Source organism: Pannonibacter sp. I15F10I1 (assembly GCF_900185665.1).
Taxonomy (GTDB): Bacteria; Pseudomonadota; Alphaproteobacteria; order Rhizobiales; family Stappiaceae; genus Pannonibacter; species Pannonibacter indicus.
In genome coordinates, this window is record NZ_FYAN01000003.1 from 44,377 (window position 1) to 67,371 (window position 22,995).

Annotated in this window: 22 protein-coding genes and 1 tRNA gene; 14 read left to right on the forward strand and 9 right to left on the reverse strand. The window is 63.9% G+C overall.

Annotated features, from left to right (window positions below):
* Nucleotides 1–147 precede the first annotated feature (147 nt).
* From IF10I1_RS01920 to IF10I1_RS01935, 4 genes are all read left to right on the forward strand, one after another.
* Nucleotides 148–855, forward strand: coding sequence for an ABC transporter ATP-binding protein (locus tag IF10I1_RS01920; protein ID WP_122523024.1), 708 nt, complete (start codon nt 148–150; stop codon nt 853–855).
* Complete coding sequence (locus IF10I1_RS01925; protein ID WP_122523022.1) at nt 852–3,431, forward strand: ABC transporter permease; 2,580 nt, start codon at nt 852–854, stop codon at nt 3,429–3,431. Before IF10I1_RS01920 ends, IF10I1_RS01925 begins: the two co-directional genes overlap by 4 nt.
* Nucleotides 3,432–3,635: 204 nt before the next feature.
* On the forward strand, nt 3,636–4,418 hold the full coding sequence (locus tag IF10I1_RS01930; protein ID WP_050475119.1) for a Bax inhibitor-1/YccA family protein: 783 nt from the start codon (nt 3,636–3,638) through the stop codon (nt 4,416–4,418).
* A 154-nt stretch (nt 4,419–4,572) separates the two neighbouring features.
* Nucleotides 4,573–6,609, forward strand: a complete 2,037-nt coding sequence (locus tag IF10I1_RS01935) for a S8 family serine peptidase (RefSeq protein ID WP_244284678.1) — start codon at nt 4,573–4,575, stop codon at nt 6,607–6,609.
* Nucleotides 6,610–6,692: 83 nt separating this feature from the next.
* Here the strand turns inward: IF10I1_RS01935 and IF10I1_RS01940 are convergent, their stop codons facing one another.
* On the reverse strand, nt 6,693–7,121 hold the full coding sequence (locus IF10I1_RS01940; protein WP_123195279.1) for a DUF2794 domain-containing protein: 429 nt from the start codon (nt 7,119–7,121) through the stop codon (nt 6,693–6,695).
* 426 nt (nt 7,122–7,547) lie between these two features.
* Between IF10I1_RS01940 and IF10I1_RS01945 the strand changes: the two genes are divergently transcribed.
* On the forward strand, nt 7,548–8,066 hold the full coding sequence (locus IF10I1_RS01945; protein WP_186392451.1) for a GNAT family N-acetyltransferase: 519 nt from the start codon (nt 7,548–7,550) through the stop codon (nt 8,064–8,066).
* A gap of 129 nt (nt 8,067–8,195) precedes the next feature.
* On the forward strand, nt 8,196–8,732 hold the full coding sequence (gene ppa, locus IF10I1_RS01950) for an inorganic diphosphatase (RefSeq protein ID WP_050475115.1): 537 nt from the start codon (nt 8,196–8,198) through the stop codon (nt 8,730–8,732).
* 57 nt (nt 8,733–8,789) lie between these two features.
* Here ppa and IF10I1_RS01955 read toward each other — a convergent pair whose 3' ends face one another.
* The 4 genes from IF10I1_RS01955 to IF10I1_RS01970 are packed head-to-tail and all read right to left on the reverse strand — an operon-like array spanning nt 8,790 to nt 10,627.
* A complete protein-coding gene (locus IF10I1_RS01955) occupies nt 8,790–9,230 on the reverse strand; it encodes a metallopeptidase family protein (protein ID WP_186392450.1) in 441 nt (146 codons plus the stop codon).
* Nucleotides 9,231–9,256: 26 nt separating this feature from the next.
* Nucleotides 9,257–9,514, reverse strand: a complete 258-nt coding sequence (locus tag IF10I1_RS01960; protein WP_186392449.1) for a hypothetical protein — start codon at nt 9,512–9,514, stop codon at nt 9,257–9,259.
* A gap of 14 nt (nt 9,515–9,528) precedes the next feature.
* Entirely contained in the window at nt 9,529–10,029 is a 501-nt protein-coding gene (locus IF10I1_RS01965; protein WP_186392448.1) for a disulfide bond formation protein B, read from the reverse strand.
* 19 nt (nt 10,030–10,048) lie between these two features.
* Complete coding sequence (locus tag IF10I1_RS01970; protein ID WP_050475156.1) at nt 10,049–10,627, reverse strand: YqaA family protein; 579 nt, start codon at nt 10,625–10,627, stop codon at nt 10,049–10,051.
* 169 nt (nt 10,628–10,796) lie between these two features.
* Here IF10I1_RS01970 and IF10I1_RS01975 point away from each other — a divergent pair.
* The 4 genes from IF10I1_RS01975 to IF10I1_RS01990 all read left to right on the forward strand — a co-directional run bounded on the left by IF10I1_RS01975 (nt 10,797) and on the right by IF10I1_RS01990 (nt 13,917).
* A tRNA-Leu gene (locus IF10I1_RS01975) sits at nt 10,797–10,883 on the forward strand.
* A 177-nt stretch (nt 10,884–11,060) separates the two neighbouring features.
* Nucleotides 11,061–11,612, forward strand: a complete 552-nt coding sequence (locus IF10I1_RS01980; protein ID WP_058898624.1) for a hypothetical protein — start codon at nt 11,061–11,063, stop codon at nt 11,610–11,612.
* A 155-nt stretch (nt 11,613–11,767) separates the two neighbouring features.
* Nucleotides 11,768–12,265 carry a cupin domain-containing protein gene (locus tag IF10I1_RS01985; protein WP_058898623.1) on the forward strand — a complete coding sequence of 166 codons (498 nt, stop codon included), beginning with the start codon at nt 11,768–11,770 and terminating at the stop codon, nt 12,263–12,265.
* Between the two features lie 59 nt (nt 12,266–12,324).
* Entirely contained in the window at nt 12,325–13,917 is a 1,593-nt protein-coding gene (locus IF10I1_RS01990) for a CYTH and CHAD domain-containing protein (protein WP_186392447.1), read from the forward strand.
* On the opposite strand, the gene phnF is transcribed toward IF10I1_RS01990, so the two are convergent.
* Nucleotides 13,918–14,652, reverse strand: a complete 735-nt coding sequence (gene phnF / locus IF10I1_RS01995) for a phosphonate metabolism transcriptional regulator PhnF (RefSeq protein ID WP_122523009.1) — start codon at nt 14,650–14,652, stop codon at nt 13,918–13,920.
* Nucleotides 14,653–14,867: 215 nt separating this feature from the next.
* Here phnF and fosX point away from each other — a divergent pair, with 215 nt between their 5' ends.
* From fosX to phnN, 4 genes are all read left to right on the forward strand, one after another.
* On the forward strand, nt 14,868–15,308 hold the full coding sequence (gene fosX, locus IF10I1_RS02000) for a FosX/FosE/FosI family fosfomycin resistance hydrolase (RefSeq protein ID WP_186392446.1): 441 nt from the start codon (nt 14,868–14,870) through the stop codon (nt 15,306–15,308).
* 82 nt (nt 15,309–15,390) lie between these two features.
* Complete coding sequence (locus tag IF10I1_RS02005; protein WP_186392445.1) at nt 15,391–16,143, forward strand: DUF1045 domain-containing protein; 753 nt, start codon at nt 15,391–15,393, stop codon at nt 16,141–16,143.
* Entirely contained in the window at nt 16,140–17,285 is a 1,146-nt protein-coding gene (locus IF10I1_RS02010; RefSeq protein WP_186392444.1) for an alpha-D-ribose 1-methylphosphonate 5-triphosphate diphosphatase, read from the forward strand. The genes IF10I1_RS02005 and IF10I1_RS02010 overlap by 4 nt, the downstream gene beginning before the upstream one ends.
* Nucleotides 17,286–17,562: 277 nt before the next feature.
* A complete protein-coding gene (phnN, locus tag IF10I1_RS02015) occupies nt 17,563–18,171 on the forward strand; it encodes a phosphonate metabolism protein/1,5-bisphosphokinase (PRPP-forming) PhnN (RefSeq protein ID WP_186392443.1) in 609 nt (202 codons plus the stop codon).
* A 13-nt stretch (nt 18,172–18,184) separates the two neighbouring features.
* Here the strand turns inward: phnN and IF10I1_RS02020 are convergent, their stop codons facing one another.
* From IF10I1_RS02020 to urtD, 3 genes are all read right to left on the reverse strand, one after another.
* Complete coding sequence (locus IF10I1_RS02020) at nt 18,185–21,112, reverse strand: AsmA family protein (RefSeq protein ID WP_186414930.1); 2,928 nt, start codon at nt 21,110–21,112, stop codon at nt 18,185–18,187.
* Between the two features lie 148 nt (nt 21,113–21,260).
* A complete protein-coding gene (gene urtE / locus IF10I1_RS02025; protein ID WP_186392483.1) occupies nt 21,261–21,956 on the reverse strand; it encodes an urea ABC transporter ATP-binding subunit UrtE in 696 nt (231 codons plus the stop codon).
* A gap of 290 nt (nt 21,957–22,246) precedes the next feature.
* Entirely contained in the window at nt 22,247–22,993 is a 747-nt protein-coding gene (gene urtD / locus IF10I1_RS02030; protein WP_058898616.1) for an urea ABC transporter ATP-binding protein UrtD, read from the reverse strand.
* Nucleotides 22,994–22,995 lie beyond the last annotated feature (2 nt).

The following is a 22,995-nucleotide window of genomic DNA, read 5'->3' on the forward strand; positions in this document are numbered from 1 at the left end:
ATCACTCCGTGACAGGGCCCCATATGCACCCGAAACCCGCAGGCTGCGGGACCATACTTTTTGTTGCCCGATGGGCTGGCACCGCAGTGAAACGGAAGCGGCACCGCTCAGATCCCATCCAGGCACCCAACCTATATAGGGTCACACATGACGACTGGACCAGCCATAGCGCTCAAGGGAGTTCACCTCAGCCTCGGAGACGGCGCAGGCCGGGTTCACATTCTCAAAGGTGTCGATCTGGAAATCGAGGCCGGCAGTTCGACCGGTCTGGTTGGCCCATCGGGCTCCGGCAAGTCCACCCTGCTGATGGTGATGGCCGGGCTGGAGCGGGCCGACAAGGGCTCGGTCATCGTTGCAGGCTCCGAGCTGACGCCGCTGAACGAAGATCAGCTGGCGCGCTTCCGCGGCCGCAATGTCGGCATCATCTTCCAGTCCTTCCATCTGGTGCCCAACATGACGGCGCTGGAAAATGTCGCCGTGCCGCTGGAGCTTGCCGGCGACCCCAAGGCCTTCGACAAGGCCCGCGCGGAGCTTGAAGCCGTGGGCCTCGGCCACCGCCTCACCCACTATCCGGCGCAGATGTCCGGCGGCGAGCAGCAGCGCGTGGCCGTCGCACGGGCGCTGGTGGTGGAGCCGGAAATCCTCATCGCCGACGAGCCGACCGGCAACCTCGACGCTGCAACCGGTGAGCAGATCGTCGAGCTGATGTTTTCGGCCATTGCCCGCCGCCGCACCACGCTGGTGCTGGTGACCCATGACCCGGCGCTGGCCGAACGCTGCGACCGGGTGGTGCGCATGCGCTCCGGCCAAGTGGAGGAGGAGCATCACGCCTCCCCGGCGGAGGCCCGCGCATGACGGCCTTTGCCCCGGCCCCGTCAGGCGGCAACAGCTCGCTCGCCCTCGCCTTCCGTTTTGCCCTGCGCGAGCTGCGCGGCGGCTTGAAGGGCTTTTACATCTTCATCGCCTGCATCGCCCTTGGCGTTGCCGCCATCGCGGGCGTTGCCTCGGTATCGCGGGCGCTGACGGAAGGCATTTCCAACGAGGGACAGGCGATCCTCGGCGGCGACATGTCCTTCCGCCTCGTCCACCGCGAGGCCGATGCCGCCGAATATGCCTATGTGCAGAGCCTTGGCGAAATCACCCGCACCGCGACCCTGCGCGCCATGGCCCGCAAGACCGACGGCAGCGATCAGGCGCTTGTCGAGCTGAAATCCGTTGATGGCGCCTATCCGCTCTACGGTACTCTTTCACTTGCAGGCGGCACCAATCCTGCCGAGGCCATGGGCCGCCAGCCGGATGGCAATTTTGGCGCCGTCGCCGATGCTTCGCTGCTCGCCCGCCTCGGGCTTGAACCCGGAGACAAGCTCTCCATCGGCCGCGCCACCGTCACCCTCACCGGCGTGATCGCCACCGAACCGGACAAGCTCTCCGGCGGGCTGGAATTCGGCCCGCGCCTGATGCTGAGCGAAGCGGCACTGCCGGAAACGGCGCTCGTCCAGCCCGGCAGCCTCGTCACCTGGTCCTACATGGTGAAGCTGCCGCCCGGCACCACGGACGAAGGCATCATCCGCCTCATCGAGCAATCGCGTGAACAGTTTCCGCAAGCCGGCTGGCGCATCCAGTCCCGCGCCAGCGCCTCGCCGGGGCTGGAGAACAACATCCAGCGCTTCACCCAGTTCCTGACGCTGGTGGGCCTTACCGCACTGGTCGTCGGCGGTGTCGGTGTTGCCAATGCGGTGCGGGCATTCCTTGAAAGCAAACGCGAGGTGATCGCCAGCTTCAAGTGCCTTGGCGCCAGCAATGATCTCGTCTTCCGCATCTATCTGATCCAGATGATGATCATTGCCGCCATCGGCATCGCCATCGGTCTTGTCGCCGGAGCGGCCATACCCTTCGCCGCGGCGGGCGCCATCTCCGGCCTACTGCCGGTCAAGCTGGCGGTGTCCATCTATCCCTCGGAACTTGGCCTCGGGCTTCTCTACGGCCTGCTGACGGCGCTTGCCTTCGCCATCTGGCCGCTGGGCCGCGCCCATGACGTGCCGCCCACTGCCCTCTTCCGCGATCAGGTGACGGGCGCCAAGGTCTGGCCGCGCAAGCGCTATCTGGCCGCAACGCTGATTGCCGCCGTGTCGCTGGCAGGCATCGCCATCTTCCTGGCCGAAGACCGGCGCATTGCCTCGATCTATGTGGTGGCCTCCACCGCCTCCTTCCTGCTGCTGGGCGGGGTGGCACGGCTGATGATGCTTGCCGCGCGCAAGGCGCCGCAGGTGCGCTCCACCGGCCTCAGGCTCGCCATTGCCAACATCCACCGGCCGGGCGCGCTCACCTCTTCCGTGGTGCTGTCGCTCGGCCTTGGCCTCACCCTGCTGGTGTCGCTGGCCCTCATCGACGGCAACCTGCGCCGGGAGCTGACGGCGACGATTGCCGAAAAAGCCCCGAGCTTCTTCTTCATCGACATCCAGAGCACCGAGCGCGATGCCTTCGCCACCTTGCTGCAGCAGGACGCCGGGGACGCGAAGATCCAGAGCGTGCCCATGCTGCGCGGGCGGCTCGTCAGCCTCAAGGATGTGCCGGTCAACCAGATCACCCCGCCGGCCAGTGCCGCCTGGGTGCTGCGCGGCGACCGGGGCATCACCTATCAGGACAGCCTGCCGGCCAATTCCACCCTGATGAAGGGTGAATGGTGGCCGGAGGGCTACAGCGGCGAGCCGCTGGTCTCCTTCGATGATGAACTGGCAACCGAGCTGGGGCTGGCCGTCGGCGACCGGATCACCGTCAACGTGCTGGGCCGGGAAATCACCGCGAAGATCGCCAACACCCGCAAGGTGGAATGGGAATCGCTCGCCATCAATTTCGTGATGGTCTTCTCCTCCAACACCTTCGCCGGTGCCCCGCACGCCTTCCTGATGACCGTGACCTGGGACCCGGATGCGCCGGCCGAGCGTGAGCTGGGCCTTTTGAAGACCGTCTCCTCCGCCTTCCCGACCGTGACGGCCATCCGCGTCAAGGATGCGCTGGCGCAGGTGAATGATCTCGTCGCCCAGCTTGCCGTCGCCATCCGGGCGGCCTCCGCCATCACGCTCATCTCCAGCATTCTGGTGCTGGCCGGAGCGCTGGCGGCCGGAAACCGCAGCCGCATCTATGACGCGGTGATCCTGAAGACGCTGGGCGCCACCCGCGCCCGGCTGACCGGCGCCTATGCGATGGAATATGCGATGCTCGGCCTCGGCACGGCGGTCTTTGCAGTGCTGGCCGGGTCCATTGCCGCGTGGTTCGTGATTACGCAGGTGATGAACGGGTCCTTCACGCTGCTCCCGGGCACCGCAGTCACGGCGGCCCTTGCCGCGCTGGTGCTGACCGTCGGCTTCGGCCTCATCGGCACATGGCGCGTGCTGGGCAAGAAACCTGCGCCGGTGCTGCGCAATCTGTGACCCGAACAGACGGTCTTCCGGCGCCTTTTCACCGGCGCCGGGCGCCTCAGATGGAGATTTTGTAATCTTCCCGGAAGCGTTTTTTGGCCATTTGCCCTTGTGCGATGGCAGAACCCCGCCCATATTCTTCTGCAAACGGACTTGCTCCGTCGAGGCGGTTTGGGAGTGTCCCTCCCGCGTAACCTAATGAAGGGGAAACACTATATGTCGACGTTCGACCGGAAAAATGAAGCACCGTACGCGGTCGCCGGCCGCTACGCCGATGCCGGCATTGACCAGGGCCTGCGCTCTTACATGCTGGGCGTCTACAACTACATGACCATCGGTCTTGCCATCACGGGTTTCATCGCCCTGGGCCTTGCCCAGTTTGCGACGACCACTGATCCGGCAGCCGCCGCTGCCGTTCTCGGCAATGGCACGATGCTCTCGCAGCTTGGCTATGCGCTCTATGCCTCGCCGCTGAAGTGGCTGATCATGCTGGCTCCGCTGGGGATGGTGTTCTTCCTCTCCATGCGCATCCAGTCCATGAGTGCCTCGACTGCGCAGGTCAGCTTCTGGGTCTATGCCGCCCTCATGGGTGCGTCCCTGTCCTCGATCTTCCTCGTCTACACGGGCGGATCGATCGCACGCGTGTTCTTCATCACCGCAGCTTCCTTCGGTGCGCTGAGCCTCTACGGCTACACCACCAAGAAGGACCTGTCGGGCTGGGGCTCGTTCCTGCTGATGGGCCTGATCGGCATCATCATCGCCTCGGTGGTCAACATCTTCCTGGCGTCTTCCGCCCTGCAGTTCGCTGTCTCGGTGATCGGCGTGCTGGTGTTCGCAGGCCTCACCGCCTATGACACCCAGCAGATCAAGGAAATGTACTACGAAGGCGACACCGGCGAAGTGGCCACGAAGAAGTCGATCATGGGTGCCCTGCGCCTCTACCTCGACTTCATCAACCTCTTCCTCATGCTGCTGCAGCTCTTCGGCAACCGCGAATAACCGCGGCACACAGCAGAAAAGTTCAAGGGCGCGGATTACCTCCGCGCCCTTTCCATTTTCTAAAGCACCCGGAAATCGCCATCACCGGCCATTGATTGCAACAACCTCAATTGCGAACAATACTAGCGTTTCTACAAATATTTCTAGGAACACTATGCCAAGAAACGCTAATATTCTGCGATCTGCGCTTCCGCAAGGCGTAGCTACCGCTGCAGTATCTCTGTTACTAACCTTCCCGCAAACACTATTAGCAACCGAGTATAACGCTCAGTGGGGACTATTGGTAACCGGCGCACCAATTGCCCACTCCCGTGGTTACACGGGCACGGGTGTAACTGTTGGCGTTGTCGACAGCGGAATTCTGGCCACACACCCGGACCTGATAGCGAATCTCAGCCCGCTCAATTTCAACGGCTCCCTGAGAATGCCGACTTATGACGACCCGGATGGTCACGGCACACATGTCGCCGGGATTATAGGTGCTGCAGCGAATGGCAGCGGCATAATGGGTGTAGCCCCTGGCGCGAAACTCGCCAATCTGCCTATCGGCGTTGACACCAAGGGCAGTAGCGAGCCAAGTAACGAGAACATAGCGCTCGTCCTCGACTACGGCCTGAAGAATGGTATCCGCTTCTTCAACAACTCCTGGGGCAGTGACGTCTATGTGCCCAGCGGCGACCTGGCAGCCGACCGGACGGCGTTCGAGGCAGACAACGCTGACCTGCTCGCAGCCTTCCGTGACGCAGCGAACCGTGGCGCGGTGCTTGTCTGGGCGACCGGCAACGAATATCAGGTAAATGCAGGCATTGAAGCGTCTCTTCCCTATCTTTACCCGGAGCTAACGGCTAGCTGGATTGCCGTTACTTCAGTGGACCGGTTGGGCGGAATTCCAGCATATTCCAACTTCTGCGGCGTCACTATGTCCTGGTGTCTGGCAGCGCCTGGCGGCGGCGATGATCAGGACAATGACGGCATCTACTCCACCGCCAACACCGGTGGTTACGTGCGCATGTCGGGCACCTCGATGGCCACGCCGCATGTCACGGGTGCGCTGGCGATCGCCCAGCAGATGTATCCCAACGCCACGCCGCAGGAATTGGCACGCCTCGTCCTGATGACTGCCACGGACATTGGTGCTGCCGGCATCGACAGCCAGTATGGCTGGGGCCTGCTGAGCCTCGACAGGCTGACCAGCACCAATGACGTGAAAAAGGTTGCCGCCTTCTCCCAGACCGCACAGGTGCAGACGCAGGCGGTCAACACGGTGATGGGCATCACCGAGCAGCGCGCCAGCTCGCTGCTGGATCCCACCGGTCCGGCCGTCGCCGTCTCCACCAATGGCGCAGCACCCAGTGAGGCGAACCGCCGCTTCTGGGCGCAGTCCCTGGCCGGCATCAGCCTGATGGACGGTACCTCCACCTCCGCCTCCTCCACCAGCCGCAGCGCAGGCCTGCTGGTGGGCGGTGAATTCATCGCAACAGAGAACCTGCGCCTTGGCGCCGCCGGCGGCTTCAGCACCTCCTCGATGCGCAGCGCCGGTGACCGCGCCCGGATCAACGGCCTGCATGCCCTGATCTATGGCGGCTACACCTACGACCGGTATTTCCTGGAAGCCGCTTCCAGCTTCTCGCGCTTCGAGAACACCCTCGACCGCAAGAACATCACCGGCTCGGGCACCAGCGTGACCGTCAACGGCCAGACCAAGACCACGGACCTCGGCCTCTCCGCCTCCGCCCGTATCGGCATGACCTTCGAGACCGAAGGCCTGCTGGCCCGGCCCTATGTCCATGGCCGTGTGCGCCACCAGTGGCTCGGGTCCGGCAGCGAAACGGGCGCCGACGTGTTCAACGTCAGCCTGCGCAGCTCCACCTCCACCGGTTCGGAAACCGGTGTTGGCCTGCGTCTGTCGGCCATGCCGATCGCCTTCGGCAGCTACAGCGTGACGCCGATGATGGATCTCGCCTATGCCCGCGCCCTGGGTCCGGTTGCCGCGGGCCGCAAGGTTCAGCTGCTCGGCAGCTCGGTCAACAGCGCTGCCCCGGATCTTGGCCGCGATATCGGACGGCTCAACCTTGGCGTTGCCGCCACCAATGCCAGCCAGAAGCTGACCGGCAAGCTCTCCTACGGCGGCGAACTGCGCCGCAACGCCCAGTCCCATTCGGTCAATGCCGAGTTGAGCCTGCGCTTCTGAGGATTCAAGGAAAAGCTGGAAGAAAAGCCCCCAGATCAGACGGTCCGGGGGCTTCGTATCCGTCACCGGCAATCTGCCTGCGCTCAGGCATCCACCAGCCGCAGATGGCGTTTCTTTTCGAAGACCTTGAGAACAGATGCCAGCTCGTGCCCGCGCTTGAGCACCATGCCGCCCGTGGCCACCACGCTGTAGGCGCCCTGGCGGCGGGCAAGCTTCGGGTCCTTCTCGATCCGGTAAAGCGGCATTTCGCTGCTGCGGCGGAAGACGGAGAACACGGCCCGGTCCTTCATCAGATCGATGGCATAGTCCCGCCACTCTCCATCCGCGACCATGCGGCCATAGATGCGCAGGATCTGGTCGAGCTCTCTCCGGTCAAAGGCAACGACGGGTTTCGCCGGGATCTGCGGAACGGTGGACTGGGAACTGGAACCGGGCGGACTGTCCGGCCGGACGGGCATCTCAGAGGGAAAGCCTTGCGGCTGTCCGGCTGCATCTCCTTCGCTCTCGCTCATGCCACCTCCCGTCAACCTTGCTGCGGAATCAGACCTGCTGATGCCTGCCGGCGAGGATATGTCATTGACTTGTCATGATGCCCCTTGCGGACCGCACTGGCAAGCCTGCGTGTGGCAGGGTTTTGAGGCCGCAGGAATGCTGAAAAGATACCTTGCTTTTGCCTCAATTGAGCCCTTCACACGCCACGTTGGCCCACCATCTTATGATCATACCCGTTCGGCCTGAACGGTTCTGGTTCCGGTACGCATTAGCCCCCCAGCCCCCCGGAACGGAGCTGATCAGGTTGAGTGCTGAAGTACATTCGAACGGGCACCTGAAGGGCCAGCACTCGTGCTGGCCCTTTTCATTTGCCGTTACGGAAGACGGCGCACTTCCCTCTTCATTGCCTGCTTCCTGTTTGCCTCCCGCCCGGCTATCATCTGCCCATGACGACGAGCCTCGTGGAACTGCGCCCAGCAAGACATGATGACACGGCCAGCCTTGCAGCCGTGCATGCGCAGGCATGGCGCCTTGCCTACCGGGGCATGCTCGACGGGCTGGACCTGGAGCGCTTTGTCGCCCGCCGCAGCGGCGGCTGGTGGCATGATGCCATCGACAAGGGTGTCGAGATCGAAGTCCTGGAAGTGGCAGGCGAGGTGGCAGGCTATGCCAGCTATGGGCCCTGCCGCATGCGGGGCACCGGCTGCGCCGGGGAGCTGTACGAGCTTTATCTCAAGCCGGAATATCAGGGCCTCGGCTTTGGCCGCAGATTGTTTGCCAGCGTCAGAACCTGCCTTGAGCGGCGCGGCCTCAAGGGCCTTGCGGTGCGCGTGCTGACGGACAATGAACCGGCCTGCGGCTTCTATGCCGCCCTTGGCGGCGTACTGACCGGCCGCTCCTGGCACCAGACGGGCGGCAAGCGGCTGGAGTTGTCCATCTATTGCTGGCACGAGGCGGAGCGCTGAACCGCGCCTGCCGGATCTTTCACCCAGCGGCACCGGAAAGCCCGGATTTCAACGCTTTACCACACTTGCCCCTTGCTTCGCGGCGCGGTCCCTGCAATAGACCTGCGCAGCAACTCAAGGAGCAAGCTCATGCGTATTGATGCGGTGCCGATCGGCAAGAACCCGCCGGAAGACATCAACGTCATCATCGAAGTTCCGGTCGGCGGCGAGCCGATCAAGTACGAGATGGACAAGGCAGCAGGTGCCATGTACGTGGACCGCTTCCTCTACACCCCGATGCGCTATCCGGGGAACTATGGCTTCGTGCCCCACACCCTGTGCGGCGATGGCGACCCCATCGACGTGATGGTGATCAACCAGCGCCCGATCGTGCCCGGCGCCATCATGAGCTGCCGTCCCATCGGCGTGCTGCTGATGGAAGACGAGAGCGGCCAGGATGAGAAGATCATCGCCGTTCCCAGCACCAAGCTGACCCGCCGCTACGAGAACGTGAAGTCGGTTGACGATCTGCCGGCGATCACCATGGAGCAGGTGAAGCACTTCTTCGAGCACTACAAGGATCTGGAGCCCGGCAAGTGGGTGAAGATCACCGGCATCGAAGGCCCGGAAAGGGCGCGTCAGCTGATCATCGAGTCGATCGAGCGCGCCAAGGCCGAAGAGAAGTAAGACACTGCTGCCGGGAGCAACGCCCCGCGCAGACAGTCAACAACGAGGCCGCGCGGGTCAGCCCGCTGCGGCCTCGATTGCTTCCATGTCCTCATCCGACAGGCCGAAGTGATGGCCGATCTCATGCACCAGAACATGGGTCACCACATCACCCAGCTGTTCCTCGTGCTCGGCCCAGTAGTCGAGAATGGGACGGCGGAACAGCCAGACCCGGTTCGGATGCTGCCCGGTGTGAAAGAAGTCGCCGCCCTGTGCGAGGCCAATGCCCTGAAACAGGCCCATCAATTCAAACGGATCCTCAAGGCCGACGCTTTCCAGCATCTCCTCATCGGCAAAATCGGCGACCGTGATCACCACGCCCTCGCAAAGCGCCTGAAATCCTTCGGGAAGCTGCGCATAGGCCTGACGGGCAATGATCTCGAAAGCATCCAGCCCCGGGGCCACCATGGCCGCGATGGCTGCAATCTGCGGGTCTGGCGCCCCTGTCCGGTCACTCATCAAATCGCCCCTTGTGAACTTGCAGTTCACATCAGATAGGCGCTGACCAGATAGATGACCAGCCCAACCGCGAACAGCAGGCCGGCCATGCGGCCGATGCGCGTGCCCCAGACCTCGATCCGGTCGTTCTGGTTCTTGTCAGCGGCGCCGAAATGACGCTGGGCATGGCTGGCCATGCGGCTGGTGGCGGAGCCCAGGATGGTTTCGCTCTCGGCCTGGACCCGCGACAGGGCCCGTCTGGCTTCGTCTTCCTTGGCTTTAGCCCGCCGTTCCCGCTCACCCATGGCCGTGCCTCCTCTCAGCCCTTGCGGGCCTGATAGCCTGCAAACAGCGCCAGAATGGCCACTGCGGCGGAGGCCACCATGTTCCAGCCCGCAAAGGACAGGCCGAACATGCGCCAGCTGGCTTCCGTGCAGGAGACGACGCGGGTGTTCTGCAGCGCCTGCAGCATGTTGGCCGCAGATTTGGGCGTGGCACCGCCGCCGCCGCAGTCGGATGGCCCCATCCAGAAACCCCACTCGGCCCCGGCCTGATAGGCGCCAAGTCCGGCCCCATAGGCAAAGACCGCCGCCACGAGAAGCAGCAGCACCGTGGCAATGCCGGTGCGGCGGGTCAGGAGAGCAAGCAGCGCCAGTACACCCAGCGGCAGCCCCACATAATAGGGCACGCGCTGCTCAAGACACAGCTTGCAGGGCAGATACCCGCCAATGAGCTGGAAGCCCCAGGCGGCCGCAATGGAAGCCGTGCCCCCCAGAAGCAGAAGCAGATTGGCCGCCCTGGCCCGCTGAAGCGACGTCATTTCAGATCCTCACGCGATATCACAGCAGCTTGATAGCAGCGAAGCCGCCAACAAGCAGAATCACAAATACCGTGAAGACGAGGCCAAGGCGCTTTTCGATGAAGTTGCGGATCGGCTCACCGAAGAGATACAGCAGCCCGGCGACCGCAAAGAAGCGCAGCCCGCGTGACACGATACTGGCGATGACAAAGACCGGCATGGAAAGGCCCGTGACGCCAGCAGCGATGGTGATCACCTTGTAGGGAAACGGCGTCAGCCCGGCGATGAACACAAACCACCAGCCCCAGGCATTGAAGATCTCGCTGAAGCGGTCGAACTTGTCCATGTAGCCATAGAAGGTCAGGATCGGCTCTGCGATCTGATGGAACAGGAAAGCGCCGATCAGATAGCCGAAAATGCCGCCCAGCACCGACATGACCGTGGCGATGGCCGCGTAGAACCAGGCCTTGCGCCGGTTCGCGACCACCATAGGGATCAGCAGCAGATCCGGTGGAATCGGAAAGAACGAGCTTTCAATGAATGAGACCGCCCCCAGCGCGTGCGGCGCGCGCGGGCCAGAGGCGAGGGACAAGGTCCAGTCGTAAAGTTTTCTCAGCATAATGGCATTCTGCATAGCCGCCGCCGGAGCTTTTGTCATCGGGAGAACGGTGGCAGCAGCCGGATATTTTCGCAGTGCAGCAGACAATTGCCAATTGGAGCGGGGAAAGCCCCGGGCAGTGGATTGACGGCAAAGCCAGTCTGGCTATAGTCGCGGCTCCAAGGACGCTGCCCCTGTGGCGGAACTGGTAGACGCGACGGATTCAAAATCCGTTTCCCGTGAGGGAGTGCCCGTTCGATTCGGGCCAGGGGCACCATACTTTCCAGCGCCATTTCCAGGCACGCTGCATCAGTTCAGCGCCCCCGTTTCAGCGCCCCCTTCAGCGCGTTGCCTTGCGCCCCTCCCCTTCATTTGCATCGCCGGCCTTGAGCTTCGGGGATAAGTCTTTAATCTGCCGCTCGATTTACGGCCTGAAACGAGAGGGAGACGCCGCGTGGGGCAGGCAAAACGCAAGAAGGACGCTGGCGCCCGCATATCCTGGTGCCGCACCTGCACCTATTGCTGCGAGCTCCCCGAGATCGGCCCGCTGGACAAACCGATGTACCGGCCCTGCGCCAGCATCAAGGACCATGGCTGTGCCATCTTCGGCCAGCCGGAACGCCCTTCTGCCTGCCTTGCCTATCAATGCGCCTATCTCTCCGCCCGGCTGGCGAACAGCCCGGACCGCAACCGCATCCCCCATCCGCTGGATGCCGGCGCCTATTTCCACCGCGATCCGATCGAGCGCATCTATGTGATGTTCGTCGATCCGGCCCGCCCGCTCGCCTGGAAGACCAGCGATCTCGTGCCCTATCTGCGCGCCCGCCTGCAGGAAGGCTTCGAGCTGCTGATCCTTGACCGGGGCCGGCGGATGGCCGTAACGTCAGTGCTTCTGTTTGACGCGATCCTCGCCCGTGACATGGTGGCCTTTGCCGATCAGGAAGGCCGCCCGCATGACATCGAGAGCTGGCCCGCCGAAGCGGCACGCTATTCGCGCGAAACCTAATCAATCCGGTGACCGGCGGTTAACTGCATTTGCAACTTCGGGATCTTGCAGCGCTGCGGTTAAACCACGCGGCAACGGGCGCTATGGCATAAGCTCAACAACCGCAGGCGCCCGCAGACAAAGAGGCGCCGCCGGACAGGAGAAGGCTGGGCATCATGGCACTGATCGAGAATGGCAGCATCGGCAAACCGCAGGACGGGGGCTCTGCAACGCAGGAAAACCGGTCCGGCAGCGCAACCCCGGCCTTCCGTTATGCGACCCTCAACACCGCCGCCATGCGCAGCGCGCCGATCCGCCCGGAATGGATCATCGAGGGCACGCCGCAGGCCCGGCTCGCCAGCCTGTCCACCGGCACCAACGGCTGGTCTTCGACCGACCATTGGGAGTGCACCGCCGGCACGTTCCACTGGCACTTCTTCTGGGACGAAACGGTGCTCTTCCTTGAAGGCGAGGTGCATATCACCGACGAGGCCGGCAACACCTATGAAGGCCGCCCCGGCGTCAGCATGCTGTTTCCCGCAGGCACCCGCGCGGTCTGGCATGTGCCGGTCTATGTGCGCAAGATCGCCTTCAACCGCCGCCCCATGCCCTGGACCGTTTCCTTCCTGATGAAGGTGAGCGCCCGCCTCGGCCGCCTGTTCGGGCGCGGCTGACCGCGCAGGTCTCCCGAAATCATTCGACACCGCACCGGCGGCAGGCTAGTACTTCTGCCATGAGCACGCCGGACAAGGAAGTCGAACTCAAGCTGGAGCTTGAACCTGGCGCAGCGGAGAGCCTCAAGATCTCCGGGGCCGTCACAGGATTTTTCTCCGGCAAAGCCTCAACGAAGCAACTCACGTCGATCTATTTCGACACGGCAGATCTCAGGCTGCACAAGGCCAGGATCGCCGCACGGGTGCGCAAGTCCGGGCGGCGCTGGATCCAGACGGTCAAGCTCGGCAAGCCGCTTTCCGGCGGCCTGTCCTCTCCCATCGAGATCGAGACGGATGTCAGCGGCCCGCAGTTCCAGCTGGATCAGGTCTCCGATGAGAACATCCGCCGCCAGATCGCGGACTGCACCGGCGGTGCCGAACTCGTTCCCTGTTTCGAGACCGTGATGCAGCGCACCCAGCGCGACCTCACCCGGGAAGATGGAACCGTCATCGAAGCCGCGCTGGATATCGGCGAGATTGTTGCGGGAGACAAGCGCCTGCCCCTGTGCGAACTGGAGCTGGAGCTGAAATCCGGCAGCATCGCGCCGCTTTATGAAGCTGCACTGGCGCTGGCGGGCAACAACGCCTTCCGCTTTTCGCCGATGAGCAAAGCCGAGCGCGGCTACCGGCTGTTTCTCGGGCAGGACGAAGCCCCGTGCAACGCCGGCACCATCAGCCTCGACGCCACGATGAGTGTGGAAGACGCCTATCAGCACATCCTGCGCTCCTGCATCGACCAGATTTCGGCCGCCCGCATGGTCTGCCTGACCAGTGCGGACAATGAAGGCCCGCATCAGCTGCGCATTGGTTTCCGGCGGCTGCGCACCGCGTTCAAGCTGTTCCGCCCGGTGCTCGACCCGCGCCGCACCGGCGCGCTGGACCAGCAGGCCAGCCGCTATGCCGCCGCCGCCGGAACGCTGCGGGATCTCGACGTGCTGAGCGATGAAATCACCGCCCCTCTTGCATCTCACGCGCCGGAAGGCATCAATATTCCGCTGCTGCTGGAGCAGCTTGGCAAGGACCGGCAGGCAACGCGGCTGGAGCTGACGGCAGAACTCGCCAGCGCAGCCTTCAACGGCTTCCTGCTGGATCTTGCCAGCTACTGCGAGACAGCGGGCTGGCGCAAGGAAGAGGATGCACGTCAGGCGGACCGGCTCGCCGAAGCCGTCACCGCCTTTGCCAGCGAGGCCATTGGCAAACGCTGGCGCAAGGTGCAGAGCTATGGCCGGCGGCTCGACACCCTGTCGCGGACCGAGCGCCATGACATGCGCAAGGCTCTGAAGAAATTCCGTTACGGGCTGGAATTCTTCGCCTACCTGTTCCCCGGCGAAAGCCGCAAGACGTTTCTGAAGCACCTCAAAAATCTGCAGGACGTCTTTGGCTACCTCAATGACGTGGCCATGGCGGAAAGGCTGGCCACGCTGACGCCTGGCCCCGTAAAGACGGCGGGCAAGACGGCAGGTAAGACGGTTCGGGCCACCTCTCTGGCCGCGGCCTCCGGCTTCGTCCTGGGATGGCATGAGGCACAGGCCCGGACAGTCTGGCCGGAAGCCCGCAGCGGCTGGAAGGAAGCCAGCAAGGCAAAGCCCTGCTGGACCCGCAAGAAGAGCTGATCAGCTGCGCACCACCAGTTCCATCCGGTCTGCCGCAACGCGGCTGCGGGCATATTGCACCGGACGGCCATCCGGGTCCTCGTTGACTATTTCCATGACCATCACCGGCGACCCCAGCTCGATATCCAGCAACCGGGCATCGGCCTGCGTCGCCCGTTCGGCATAGATCCGCGTCTCCCGGCGGTAATAGCCGCCAAGGCCGGCACGCGTGAAGCACTGTGTGAAGGAACCCGTCTCGGCGAAATCCGCCGCAAGACCCGGAAAGCGGATCAGCTCACACCAGCTTGTTCCAGCCAGAACCGGTGTTTCTCCGGAAACCCGCAAGGTCTCTATCCGCTGCAGCGGCGTTCCCGCCGGCAGCTCGAGCTTGCCGGCAAGGAACTCGCTCGCCCCCTCGACCCCTGCTCCCGTCAGGCGCCCGCCCGGCGCGTGGCCTTGTCCGGCCAGAATTTCGGAGAACCGTGTCTGCCGCGAGATCGGATAGCTGACAGAACGGTCGGCAAAAAATGTTCCCCGCCCCTGGTCCGCCCGCAGCAGGCCCTCGTGTGTCAGCACGGAGATGGCCCGCCGGACCGTGTGCCGGTTCACGCCGAAGCGGGCCGCAAGCTCCATTTCCGGCGGCAGCTGCATTCCGGGCACAAACCGGCCGGTGGCTGCTTCGGTGCGGATCCACTCGGCTATCTGGCGCCAGACGGCAATCCCGGTTCCCCGGTCCAGCGGTCCAAACCCGGTCATTCAGCGCCCCCTTGCCACGGCGTTGCTTTGCCACTCACTTCAATATATACAAGTAGACAAATTTAACGAACACTCATCACCCCTCACCTGCGCGGCAGGGCATTGCAGTAATTACCTATGCCGCCGCGAAAAGCAAGTTGATCTAAGACAACCACCGGCACAATTCCGCGAATATCTACGCGCATTGGCTGCAATTGCAAACAGGGATATGATTCATGCCGATTCACGGCCTTTCCCACATGACTTTCATCTGCCGTGACATCACGCGAATGGCCAGAATTCTCACGGAGGTCCTTGGCCTCCGCGAGGTTTACTGCAGCCGCGGGGCCGGATTTTCGTTATCTGCGGAGAAATTCTTTGTATCTGGGGATATTTGGATCGCCGTCATGCAGGGCAAAAGCCTGCCTGAGCGCAGCTACAACCACATCGCCTTCAAGGTGGATGATGCGGAGATCGAGCCTGCGATGGAGCGTATCCGCAGCCTTGGCCTTGAGGTAAGGCCGCCCCGGCCCCGCATTGCCGGTGAGGGCCGGTCGGTGTACTTCTACGACGAAGACAACCACCTGTTCGAGCTTCACTCCGGCACATTGGAGGAGCGGCTCGCCGCCTACGCGCGCCACACCGGAGCTGAGGACAGCGGCGTCTCTGTCACATAGCCTACATGCGCCAGCCTTAGTTCTGGCCATTGCTTCTTATATCCAGCCTTACGATTCTTGAGACAAGACGGCTCCCCTTCCGATGCGCTACGCTATTTATTACACCGCTCCCGCAGACAGTTCCCTGACCCGGCTCGGTGCCACGTGGCTTGGACGCGACGCGGTGGACGGCACGGCCCTGCCCCAGCCGCATATACCGGGCCTCACAGCCGAAGACCTCGCCACCCTGACGGCGGACCCGCGCCGCTATGGCTTTCACGGCACATTGAAGGCGCCGTTTTCCCTCGCAGGCGGACTTGACGAACGGGCATTGCGCGATGCCTTCCGTGTCTTTTGCAGCCATACGGCCCCCTTCACCATTCCCGGCCTGTCCGTCACCCGGCTTGGCCGTTTTCTGGCGCTGACCCCGCAGCCGGTGAGCGGGGATCTGAACGGTTTTGCCGCTGCCTGCGTCGAGGCTTTCGAGTCCTTCCGCGCGCCTTTGAGCGAAGCCGACATGGCCCGCCGTCTGGCTGCGAACCTTTCGCCCCGTCAGCAGGACCTCCTGCGGGCCTGGGGCTATCCTTATGTCTTCGAGGAATTCCGCTTCCACATGACCCTTTCGGTAAAGCTTGAGGAGGACAGCACCATCTCTGCCCTTGAAGCGGCCGCTATGGATCATTTTGCTACGGTGACAGACCGCCCGCATCAGATTGCCAGCCTCGGCCTTTTTGCCGAGCCGGAACGCGGCGCACCGTTCCGCGCCGTCGACATCCTGCCCCTCACGGGATCCACCGGCCCGCAGGACCCTGTCCTGCGCCTGATCCCCGTTTCTGCCGAAAGCCAGAGCCAATGACCCACATGACGCACAGCTTCACCAACGCCCGCCTCGTCCTGCCGGAGAATGTCATCACCGGCAGCCTGGAGGTGAAGGGCGGCACGATCAGCGCCATCGATGAAGGCGGCATCCCGGCCCATGGCCATGATTGCGAGGGCGACTTCCTGATTCCCGGACTGGTCGAACTGCATACCGACCATCTGGAAATCCATTATTCCCCGCGCCCGAAGGTGCGCTGGAACCCGGTTTCCGCCGTGCAGGCCCATGATGCGCAGATCGCCTGCGCCGGCATCACCACCGTGTTTGATGCCCTGCGCGTCGGCATGGATGCGGAAGCGGAACTGAATGTGGACGACATGCGCGCACTCGCCGGCGCCATCGAAAGCGCACAGGCCGAAAAGCGGCTGCGCGCCGAGCATTTCATCCATCTGCGTTGTGAGGTTTCCGCCCCGGACGTCATGAGCGCCTACGAGCATTTCAAGAACGATGCCCATGTGCGCCTGATGTCGCTGATGGACCACACCCCCGGCCAGCGGCAGTTCGTCTCCATCGAGATGTACCGCGTCTATTACCAGACCAAGAAGAACTTCACCGACGAGCAGATGGAAGCCTATATCGCCATGCGGCAGGCTGTTGCGGACCGGAACGCCCCGCAGCACCGCAAGCTGCTGGCAGATTCGGCCCGTGAGCGCGGCATTCTTCTGGCCAGCCATGACGATGCAACCGTGGCCCATGTGGACGAGGCGATCAGCCTCGGCACCGGCATTGCCGAATTCCCGACCACGCTGGAAGCAGCCCGCGCCTCGCATGCGGCCGGCATGGGTGTGCTGATGGGCGGGCCGAATGTGGTGCGCGGCGGCTCCCACTCCGGCAACATTTCCGCAAAGGCACTGGCAGAAGACGGCTGCCTCGACATCATCTCCTCCGACTATGTGCCGGTGTCCATGCTGCAGGCCGCGTTCCATCTCGCCGGTGACGTCGAGGGCGTTTCCCTGCCGCAGGCCATGGCAATGGTGACGGCCACCCCGGCGAAGATGGCAGGCCTTGCCGACCGCGGCCGCCTGGAAACGGGCCTCAGGGCCGATCTGGTGCAGGTGCGGCTGGTGGGCAATGTGCCGGTCGTGCGCGGTGTCTGGCGCGAGGGACGGCGCGTCGCGTGAGATTGACAGGACCGAACCGGATGACGTGACCAGAACAGAGCCGCAGCGTCCCTCTCCCCCCTTGAGGGGGAGATGTCTGCGTCAGTAGACAGAGGGGAGTGGCAGCGCCTCAGCACGGCACATCTTCCGAATGATCTGACAGTCAGTTACCCCCCTCGCCCCCCTTTCGGGGGCATCCCCCCTCAAGGGGGGAGAGGGGTTTGAGCCTGACAGACAGTCCGCAATGAACACTGCCCACAGAAACAGCCGTTTGAAACGGCTTGTCACGGAGAGTGCAATGAACGGCGGGATAGAGGAACGCCAGACAAGCGGCGGCACGGCCCTGCTCGGGCCGGGCAGACTGGTGCTGGTGGTTGGCCCCAGCGGGGCGGGCAAGGACACGCTGATGAATGCCCTGCGTGACAGCCTTGCGGGCGATCCGGCCTATATCTTCGCCCGCCGCCTCATCACCCGGACAACGGACGGGACGACGGAGGACCATGATGCCATCGGCCGGGCCGAATTCGACGGGCTTTGCCGCGAGGGCCGCGTGGCCCTTGCCTGGGAGGCGCACGGCCTTGGCTACATCCTGCCGGAGAGCATCGATGACGGCATCCGCGCCGGTCACACGGTGATCGCCAATGGCTCACGCCAGATCCTCAATCAGGCACGGCAGAAATATGCCTCCCTGATCATCCTGCTGGTGACCGCACCCATTGACGTGCTGGCCGGACGGCTGGCGGCGCGCGGACGCGAAAGCCGGGAAGAGATCAGCCGCCGCCTCAGCCGGGCCGATATCGATATGCCCGACGTGCCCGGCGTCATCCGCATCGACAATTCCGGCAAGCTGGATGACAGCCTTGCCTGCATGCGCAAGGCCCTTGGCCTGCCCGACGCTGCAAGCTGACGCCGGTTTCACCTCAAGGCTGGGGCTGGGATTCCGAACCCGGCTCCTCGGGCAGAACCTCCCGTCCCTCCGGCACGCCGGGACCGGAAGAACCGAGGAAGCCGGACGGCAGGCCAAAGCCCTGCTCCAGCGCCTTCAGCACGCTCTGGTCGCTGACCTCGCCGCTCAGAACCTTCTGCACATCGATCTGCACCTTGCCGCCGGTGGTCTGGCTGATCAGGTCATTGGCCACGGTCCCGAGCGCCTCATCCGGCTTGACCTTGAGAAGCTGCACCAGCTCGCCGCCCACCTGCTGCAGCTGTTCATAAGCTGCCTGCGGGTTTTCCAGAATGCCCTGAATATCGGGATAGATCTGCGGCCGGTCCCAGGAGCCCCGGATGACGACCGGCACGCCGAGGGCCGCCATCGTCTTGGATTCGCCCTTGGCCCGCGGCGTCGGCGCAATGCCCTGCAGGTTGGGCACGATCTGCGGCTCCACCCGCCAGTCCAGCATCCGGCCCGGCATGTCGGTGGTGCCGCTGCCCGTCATGCGGATCAGCGGACCGGCCAGCGCCAGATCCTGGTTGAGGGCAACACCATTGCTGATCTGGAAGGATGCACTCAAGGTGGTGAAATCCGTCCGCGCCTCGCTGGACTGCTGCCAGCCCAGCAGTGTGCGGGCCGCAACATTGCGCACCATATCCGGCAGGTTGACCCCGAGAATGGCGCCGTTGAGGACCTCAAGCTTCGCTTCACCACCGAGATTACCGATCAGCTCCGCTTCACTGCTGCCACGCGTATTGACGTCATAGGAGAGCGAGCCCACGCCATCGAGCCAGGAAATGCCCGTGGCATCGCGCAAGAGATCCCGGGCTCCGACTTTGGACAGGGTGAAGGCCGAGCGGATCTGCGGCTGGCGGTTGCCGCCTTCCACCGTCAGCGTGCCCTTGCCCTCGCCGCCATACAGCGAGACCTGCTGCAGATCTGCGGTCAGAACCCCATCGGCAATCGCCACCTTGAGCGCGCTGTTGCCAAGCTTGATCCTGTCCCAGTTGATCGACTTGGCCGTGAGGGTCAGGTCCGCATCAAAAGCCGCAAGGCCGCCGAAATCGACCGGGGCATTGCTCCAGCCCTTCGCAGCTCTGGCGCCGCCGGAGGGGGCCGCAGCACCTGCGGCGGGCTTGGCACCGGAAGGCGCCTGCGCCGGGCCGGTACCCAGATAGGGATCCAGCGGCAGGCTTTCGAGCACGAGCGAAGCCGTCAGTTTCGGCACCCGTCCAAAGGCCAGCCGGCCCTCGCCGCTGCCGCTGATGCCATCCAGCGTGAAGGCCGTGTTGCGGAAGGAGACCGCATTGTCCCCGGCGGCAAACACACCCGCCACCCGGAACGGGCCAAGACCGGCGCCAGGCGCAAGCGGGCGGCCCAGCCAGGACAGCAGATTGCGCAGGCTCTTCGTCTCCACGAAGACCGAGCCATCCACCCCGCCGGACAAGGAGGCAGAACCTTGAAACCCGGCGGCCCCCTTGGCACCTTCAAGGCGGATATCGACGGGAGCCGGAAGACCGGCCAGAAGAATGGCCGGAGTGGCGGTTCCCTTCAAGGTGAAGGCTTCGCCGCGCCAGCTCAGCCCGCCGGAGACGGTGACCGGCTTGTCCAGCCCGTCGAAACTCATCTTGGCATTGATGCCGCTGATCTGGTTGGCGCTTTCATCGCCGCCGGTGGCAGCGGCCAGATCAAGGCCTGTCACCGAGCCGCCCGAGACCGAGACAAGGCCGGAGAGCTCCAGCGAGCCCAGCAGCGAAGGCGTATCCGCTCCTGCGGCCGCAAAGCGCAGATCCGTACCGAACTCACCCGTGGCCGGGAAGGACAGGTTTGCCAGCCTCAGCGCATCCTGCAAGCTGCCACCCGACGACTGGACACGGCCTTCAAGCCGCGGCGCCTTGCCAGTGAGGTCCGCATCGAGAGACAGCGCCAGCTTGAGCGCGCCAAGGGCCGCCGTTCCATCCTGCAGGACAATCTGGCGCGTATCGCCGGCAACACGGCCCGCGAGGGACACTTCACCGCTGTCCTGCGCGCCGTCAGCTCCGGCAAGCGCCATGATGGCGGCCAGAGAAGCGGCCTTGCCATCCACGGCCAGATCCACAGCCAGCGGCGACAGGCCAAGCCCGCCTTCCACATTGACGGTCACCCCGCCCGCCTTGACCATCAGATCAATGGCTGCCGTCTCTCCGGCGGCAAGCTTCAAAAGGCTCGTCACCTCCACATCCAGCACGACGGACTGGCCATTCCACACGGCACTGGCGTCAAGATCGGCCGTGCGGTCCAGAGCAGGGACGGTGAAGCGGCCGTTGATATCGCTCAGCTCCTGCCGGGAACCGCTGCGCGCATCCGCAAAGGCGATGCGGCCGCCGCGAATCTGCACATCATCAAAGCCGATCCGCGTCAGGGCGGTCAGATCACGCGCTTCCTGCGGTGCCTCGGCCGGGAGCGCCGGCGCCGGTGATCCGGCAGATGCGGGCTGCGGGCTGCCCTTACCGTCAAACTGGGTGAAAACGCCCTCAATCCGCTTCATCGGCTTGCGCGGCGCCCAGGAGGTGCGGCCTTCCGCGTCGATGAGCAGATCGAACTCCGGCTTGTCGAGGCCGATCCCCGTCACCTGAATGGCCCCACCGAAAAGGGCACCCCAGGCAAGCTCAAAAGAAATGGTGCCGGCGCGTGCAAACTCGACACCCCGCGCCCCGGCCTCGCCCGACAGGCCCACATCCGTGGCGCTGAGCTGAAACTGGGGGAGAAGAGAGATGGCGACGGGCCCGTCGACCCGCAGCCGCCAGCCGGTGGCCGCTTCCACTTCCTGCACGACGCGCGCCTTGATGGCGTCCTTCGGCAGCACCATGGGCACGATGACCACAGCAGAGGCCACGAGCACAGCCACAATGCCCGCCCCGATCACAAGCCGCTTCATCCCAGTCTCCCCGAATATCGAATCGGACCGAGTTTAGGACAAAGCGTGTCAACAGCGTGACCTTGAAACGCAGAACTGCGTAATTCTTATGCGGCCTCTTGCGCATTCGAGCGTCCGCAAGCCGTCCCCGGCTCCCGGGCACCCGGGCTCAGACCGTCAGATGGCGGCGGACTTCCGTCTCATCCAGCTCCGTCCGAAGCCCCGCCATCACCACCTCGCCCCGGTCCATCACGGCAAAACGGTCGGCGAGATCGCGGGCGAATTCGAAATACTGCTCCACCAGAATGATCGCCATGGTGCCCTGATCGCGCAGCCATTCGATGGCCCGGCCAATGTCCTTGATGATGGACGGCTGAATGCCTTCCGTCGGCTCGTCCAGCACCAGAAGCTTCGGCCGCATGACGAGGGCGCGGGCAATCGCCAGCTGCTGCTGCTGGCCGCCGGACAGATCACCGCCCCGGCGTGACAGCATGTCCTTCAGCACCGGGAACAGCTCGAAGATCGTGTCCGGAATGGTCCGGTCACGGCGGGCGAGCGGGGCATAGCCGGTCTCCAGATTTTCCTTCACGCTCAGGAGCGGAAAGATCTCGCGGCCCTGGGGCACGACGGCAATGCCAAGCCGGGCCCGAGCATGGGGCGCAAGGCGCGAGATATCCTGTCCCAGCCACAGGATGCGCCCACCGCTGACCGGCTGCTGGCCCGCGATGGCACGCAAGGTCGAGGTCTTGCCCACACCGTTGCGGCCCATCAGGCACGTCACCTTGCCCGCCTCCGCCTCAATGGACACGCCCTTGAGCGCCTGAGCCGCGCCGTAGTGAAGATCGATCTTTTCAACGCTCAGCATGATCTGCTCCATTTCACCCGGCACAAGGTGCCGGACTTTCATCGGGCTCAAGTTCCTCTCCCCCTCGAGGAGAAGGAACGCACTCTCCTTTTGCCGCAGTGCCCCTCTCCCCCCTTGAGGGGGAGATGTCAGCGCAAGCTGACAGAGGGGGGGTGCAGCGCTTCAATACAGCAGGATCTCTCTCATAAACGGACAGTCCGTTACCCCCCTCTGCCCCCTGCCGGGGGCATCTCCCCCTCAAGGGGGGAGAGGAACGGGAGCCTTGGTCAGGCCGGAGGAAACACGCCCCCTCACCGTCCCAGATAAACTTCCACCACCCGCTCGTTCGAGGACACGTGGTCGATCGAGCCTTCGGCCAGAACGGAGCCTTCGTGCAGCACCGTGACCTTGACGCCCAGCGCACGGATGAAGCTCATGTCATGCTCCACCACCACCACGGAACGGGTTTTGTTGATGTCCTTGAGCAGCTCCGCCGTTTCCGCCGTTTCGGCATCGGTCATGCCGGCGGCGGGCTCATCGACCAGGAGAAGCTGCGGCTCCTGCGCCAGCAGCATGCCGATCTCCAGCCACTGCTTCTGGCCATGGCTGAGATTGGCCGCCAGCTCGTTGCGCCGTCCGCCCAGCCGGATCAGCTCCAGCAGCTCCTCGATCCGCGCCTTTTCCTTGCGCGACAGCACATGGAACAGCGTCGAGAACGGCCCGCGCGGGGCTTTCAGCGCCAGTTCCAGATTGTCCTGAACCGTATGGCTCTCGAAAACCGTCGGCTTCTGGAATTTCCGGCCGATGCCAAGCTCGGCGATATCGGCCTCGTCCAGCTGGGTGAGGTCGGTCTCGCCGCCGAAGAACACCTCGCCCGTATCAGGCCGGGTCTTGCCGGTGATCACGTCCATCATCGTCGTCTTGCCCGCACCGTTGGGGCCGATGATGGCGCGCATCTCGCCCGGCGCGATGACGAAGGACAGGGAATTGAGGGCGCGGAAGCCATCGAAGGAGACGCTGACGCCATCCAGATAGAGAAGGCTCGACTGAAGGGTCATGG

Bases quoted from the DNA above. Each gene is read 5' to 3' on its own strand.
- IF10I1_RS01965 (WP_186392448.1), bottom strand. From the start codon at position 10,029: ATGACGTCGCTTCAGCGGGCCAGGGCGGCCAATCTGCTTCTGCTTCTG.
- phnN (WP_186392443.1), top strand. From the start codon at position 17,563: ATGAACGGCGGGATAGAGGAACGCCAGACAAGCGGCGGCACGGCCCTG.
- IF10I1_RS01940 (WP_123195279.1), bottom strand. From the start codon at position 7,121: ATGAGCGAGAGCGAAGGAGATGCAGCCGGACAGCCGCAAGGCTTTCCC.
- IF10I1_RS01970 (WP_050475156.1), bottom strand. From the start codon at position 10,627: ATGCTGAGAAAACTTTACGACTGGACCTTGTCCCTCGCCTCTGGCCCG.
- IF10I1_RS01945 (WP_186392451.1), top strand. From the start codon at position 7,548: ATGACGACGAGCCTCGTGGAACTGCGCCCAGCAAGACATGATGACACG.
- IF10I1_RS02010 (WP_186392444.1), top strand. From the start codon at position 16,140: ATGACCCACATGACGCACAGCTTCACCAACGCCCGCCTCGTCCTGCCG.
- IF10I1_RS01955 (WP_186392450.1), bottom strand. From the start codon at position 9,230: ATGAGTGACCGGACAGGGGCGCCAGACCCGCAGATTGCAGCCATCGCG.
- phnF (WP_122523009.1), bottom strand. From the start codon at position 14,652: ATGACCGGGTTTGGACCGCTGGACCGGGGAACCGGGATTGCCGTCTGG.
- IF10I1_RS01990 (WP_186392447.1), top strand. From the start codon at position 12,325: ATGAGCACGCCGGACAAGGAAGTCGAACTCAAGCTGGAGCTTGAACCT.
- urtD (WP_058898616.1), bottom strand. From the start codon at position 22,993: ATGACCCTTCAGTCGAGCCTTCTCTATCTGGATGGCGTCAGCGTCTCC.
- IF10I1_RS01930 (WP_050475119.1), top strand. From the start codon at position 3,636: ATGTCGACGTTCGACCGGAAAAATGAAGCACCGTACGCGGTCGCCGGC.
- IF10I1_RS02020 (WP_186414930.1), bottom strand. From the start codon at position 21,112: ATGAAGCGGCTTGTGATCGGGGCGGGCATTGTGGCTGTGCTCGTGGCC.
- IF10I1_RS02005 (WP_186392445.1), top strand. From the start codon at position 15,391: ATGCGCTACGCTATTTATTACACCGCTCCCGCAGACAGTTCCCTGACC.
- ppa (WP_050475115.1), top strand. From the start codon at position 8,196: ATGCGTATTGATGCGGTGCCGATCGGCAAGAACCCGCCGGAAGACATC.
- fosX (WP_186392446.1), top strand. From the start codon at position 14,868: ATGCCGATTCACGGCCTTTCCCACATGACTTTCATCTGCCGTGACATC.
- IF10I1_RS01920 (WP_122523024.1), top strand. From the start codon at position 148: ATGACGACTGGACCAGCCATAGCGCTCAAGGGAGTTCACCTCAGCCTC.
- IF10I1_RS01960 (WP_186392449.1), bottom strand. From the start codon at position 9,514: ATGGGTGAGCGGGAACGGCGGGCTAAAGCCAAGGAAGACGAAGCCAGA.
- urtE (WP_186392483.1), bottom strand. From the start codon at position 21,956: ATGCTGAGCGTTGAAAAGATCGATCTTCACTACGGCGCGGCTCAGGCG.
- IF10I1_RS01935 (WP_244284678.1), top strand. From the start codon at position 4,573: ATGCCAAGAAACGCTAATATTCTGCGATCTGCGCTTCCGCAAGGCGTA.
- IF10I1_RS01925 (WP_122523022.1), top strand. From the start codon at position 852: ATGACGGCCTTTGCCCCGGCCCCGTCAGGCGGCAACAGCTCGCTCGCC.
- IF10I1_RS01985 (WP_058898623.1), top strand. From the start codon at position 11,768: ATGGCACTGATCGAGAATGGCAGCATCGGCAAACCGCAGGACGGGGGC.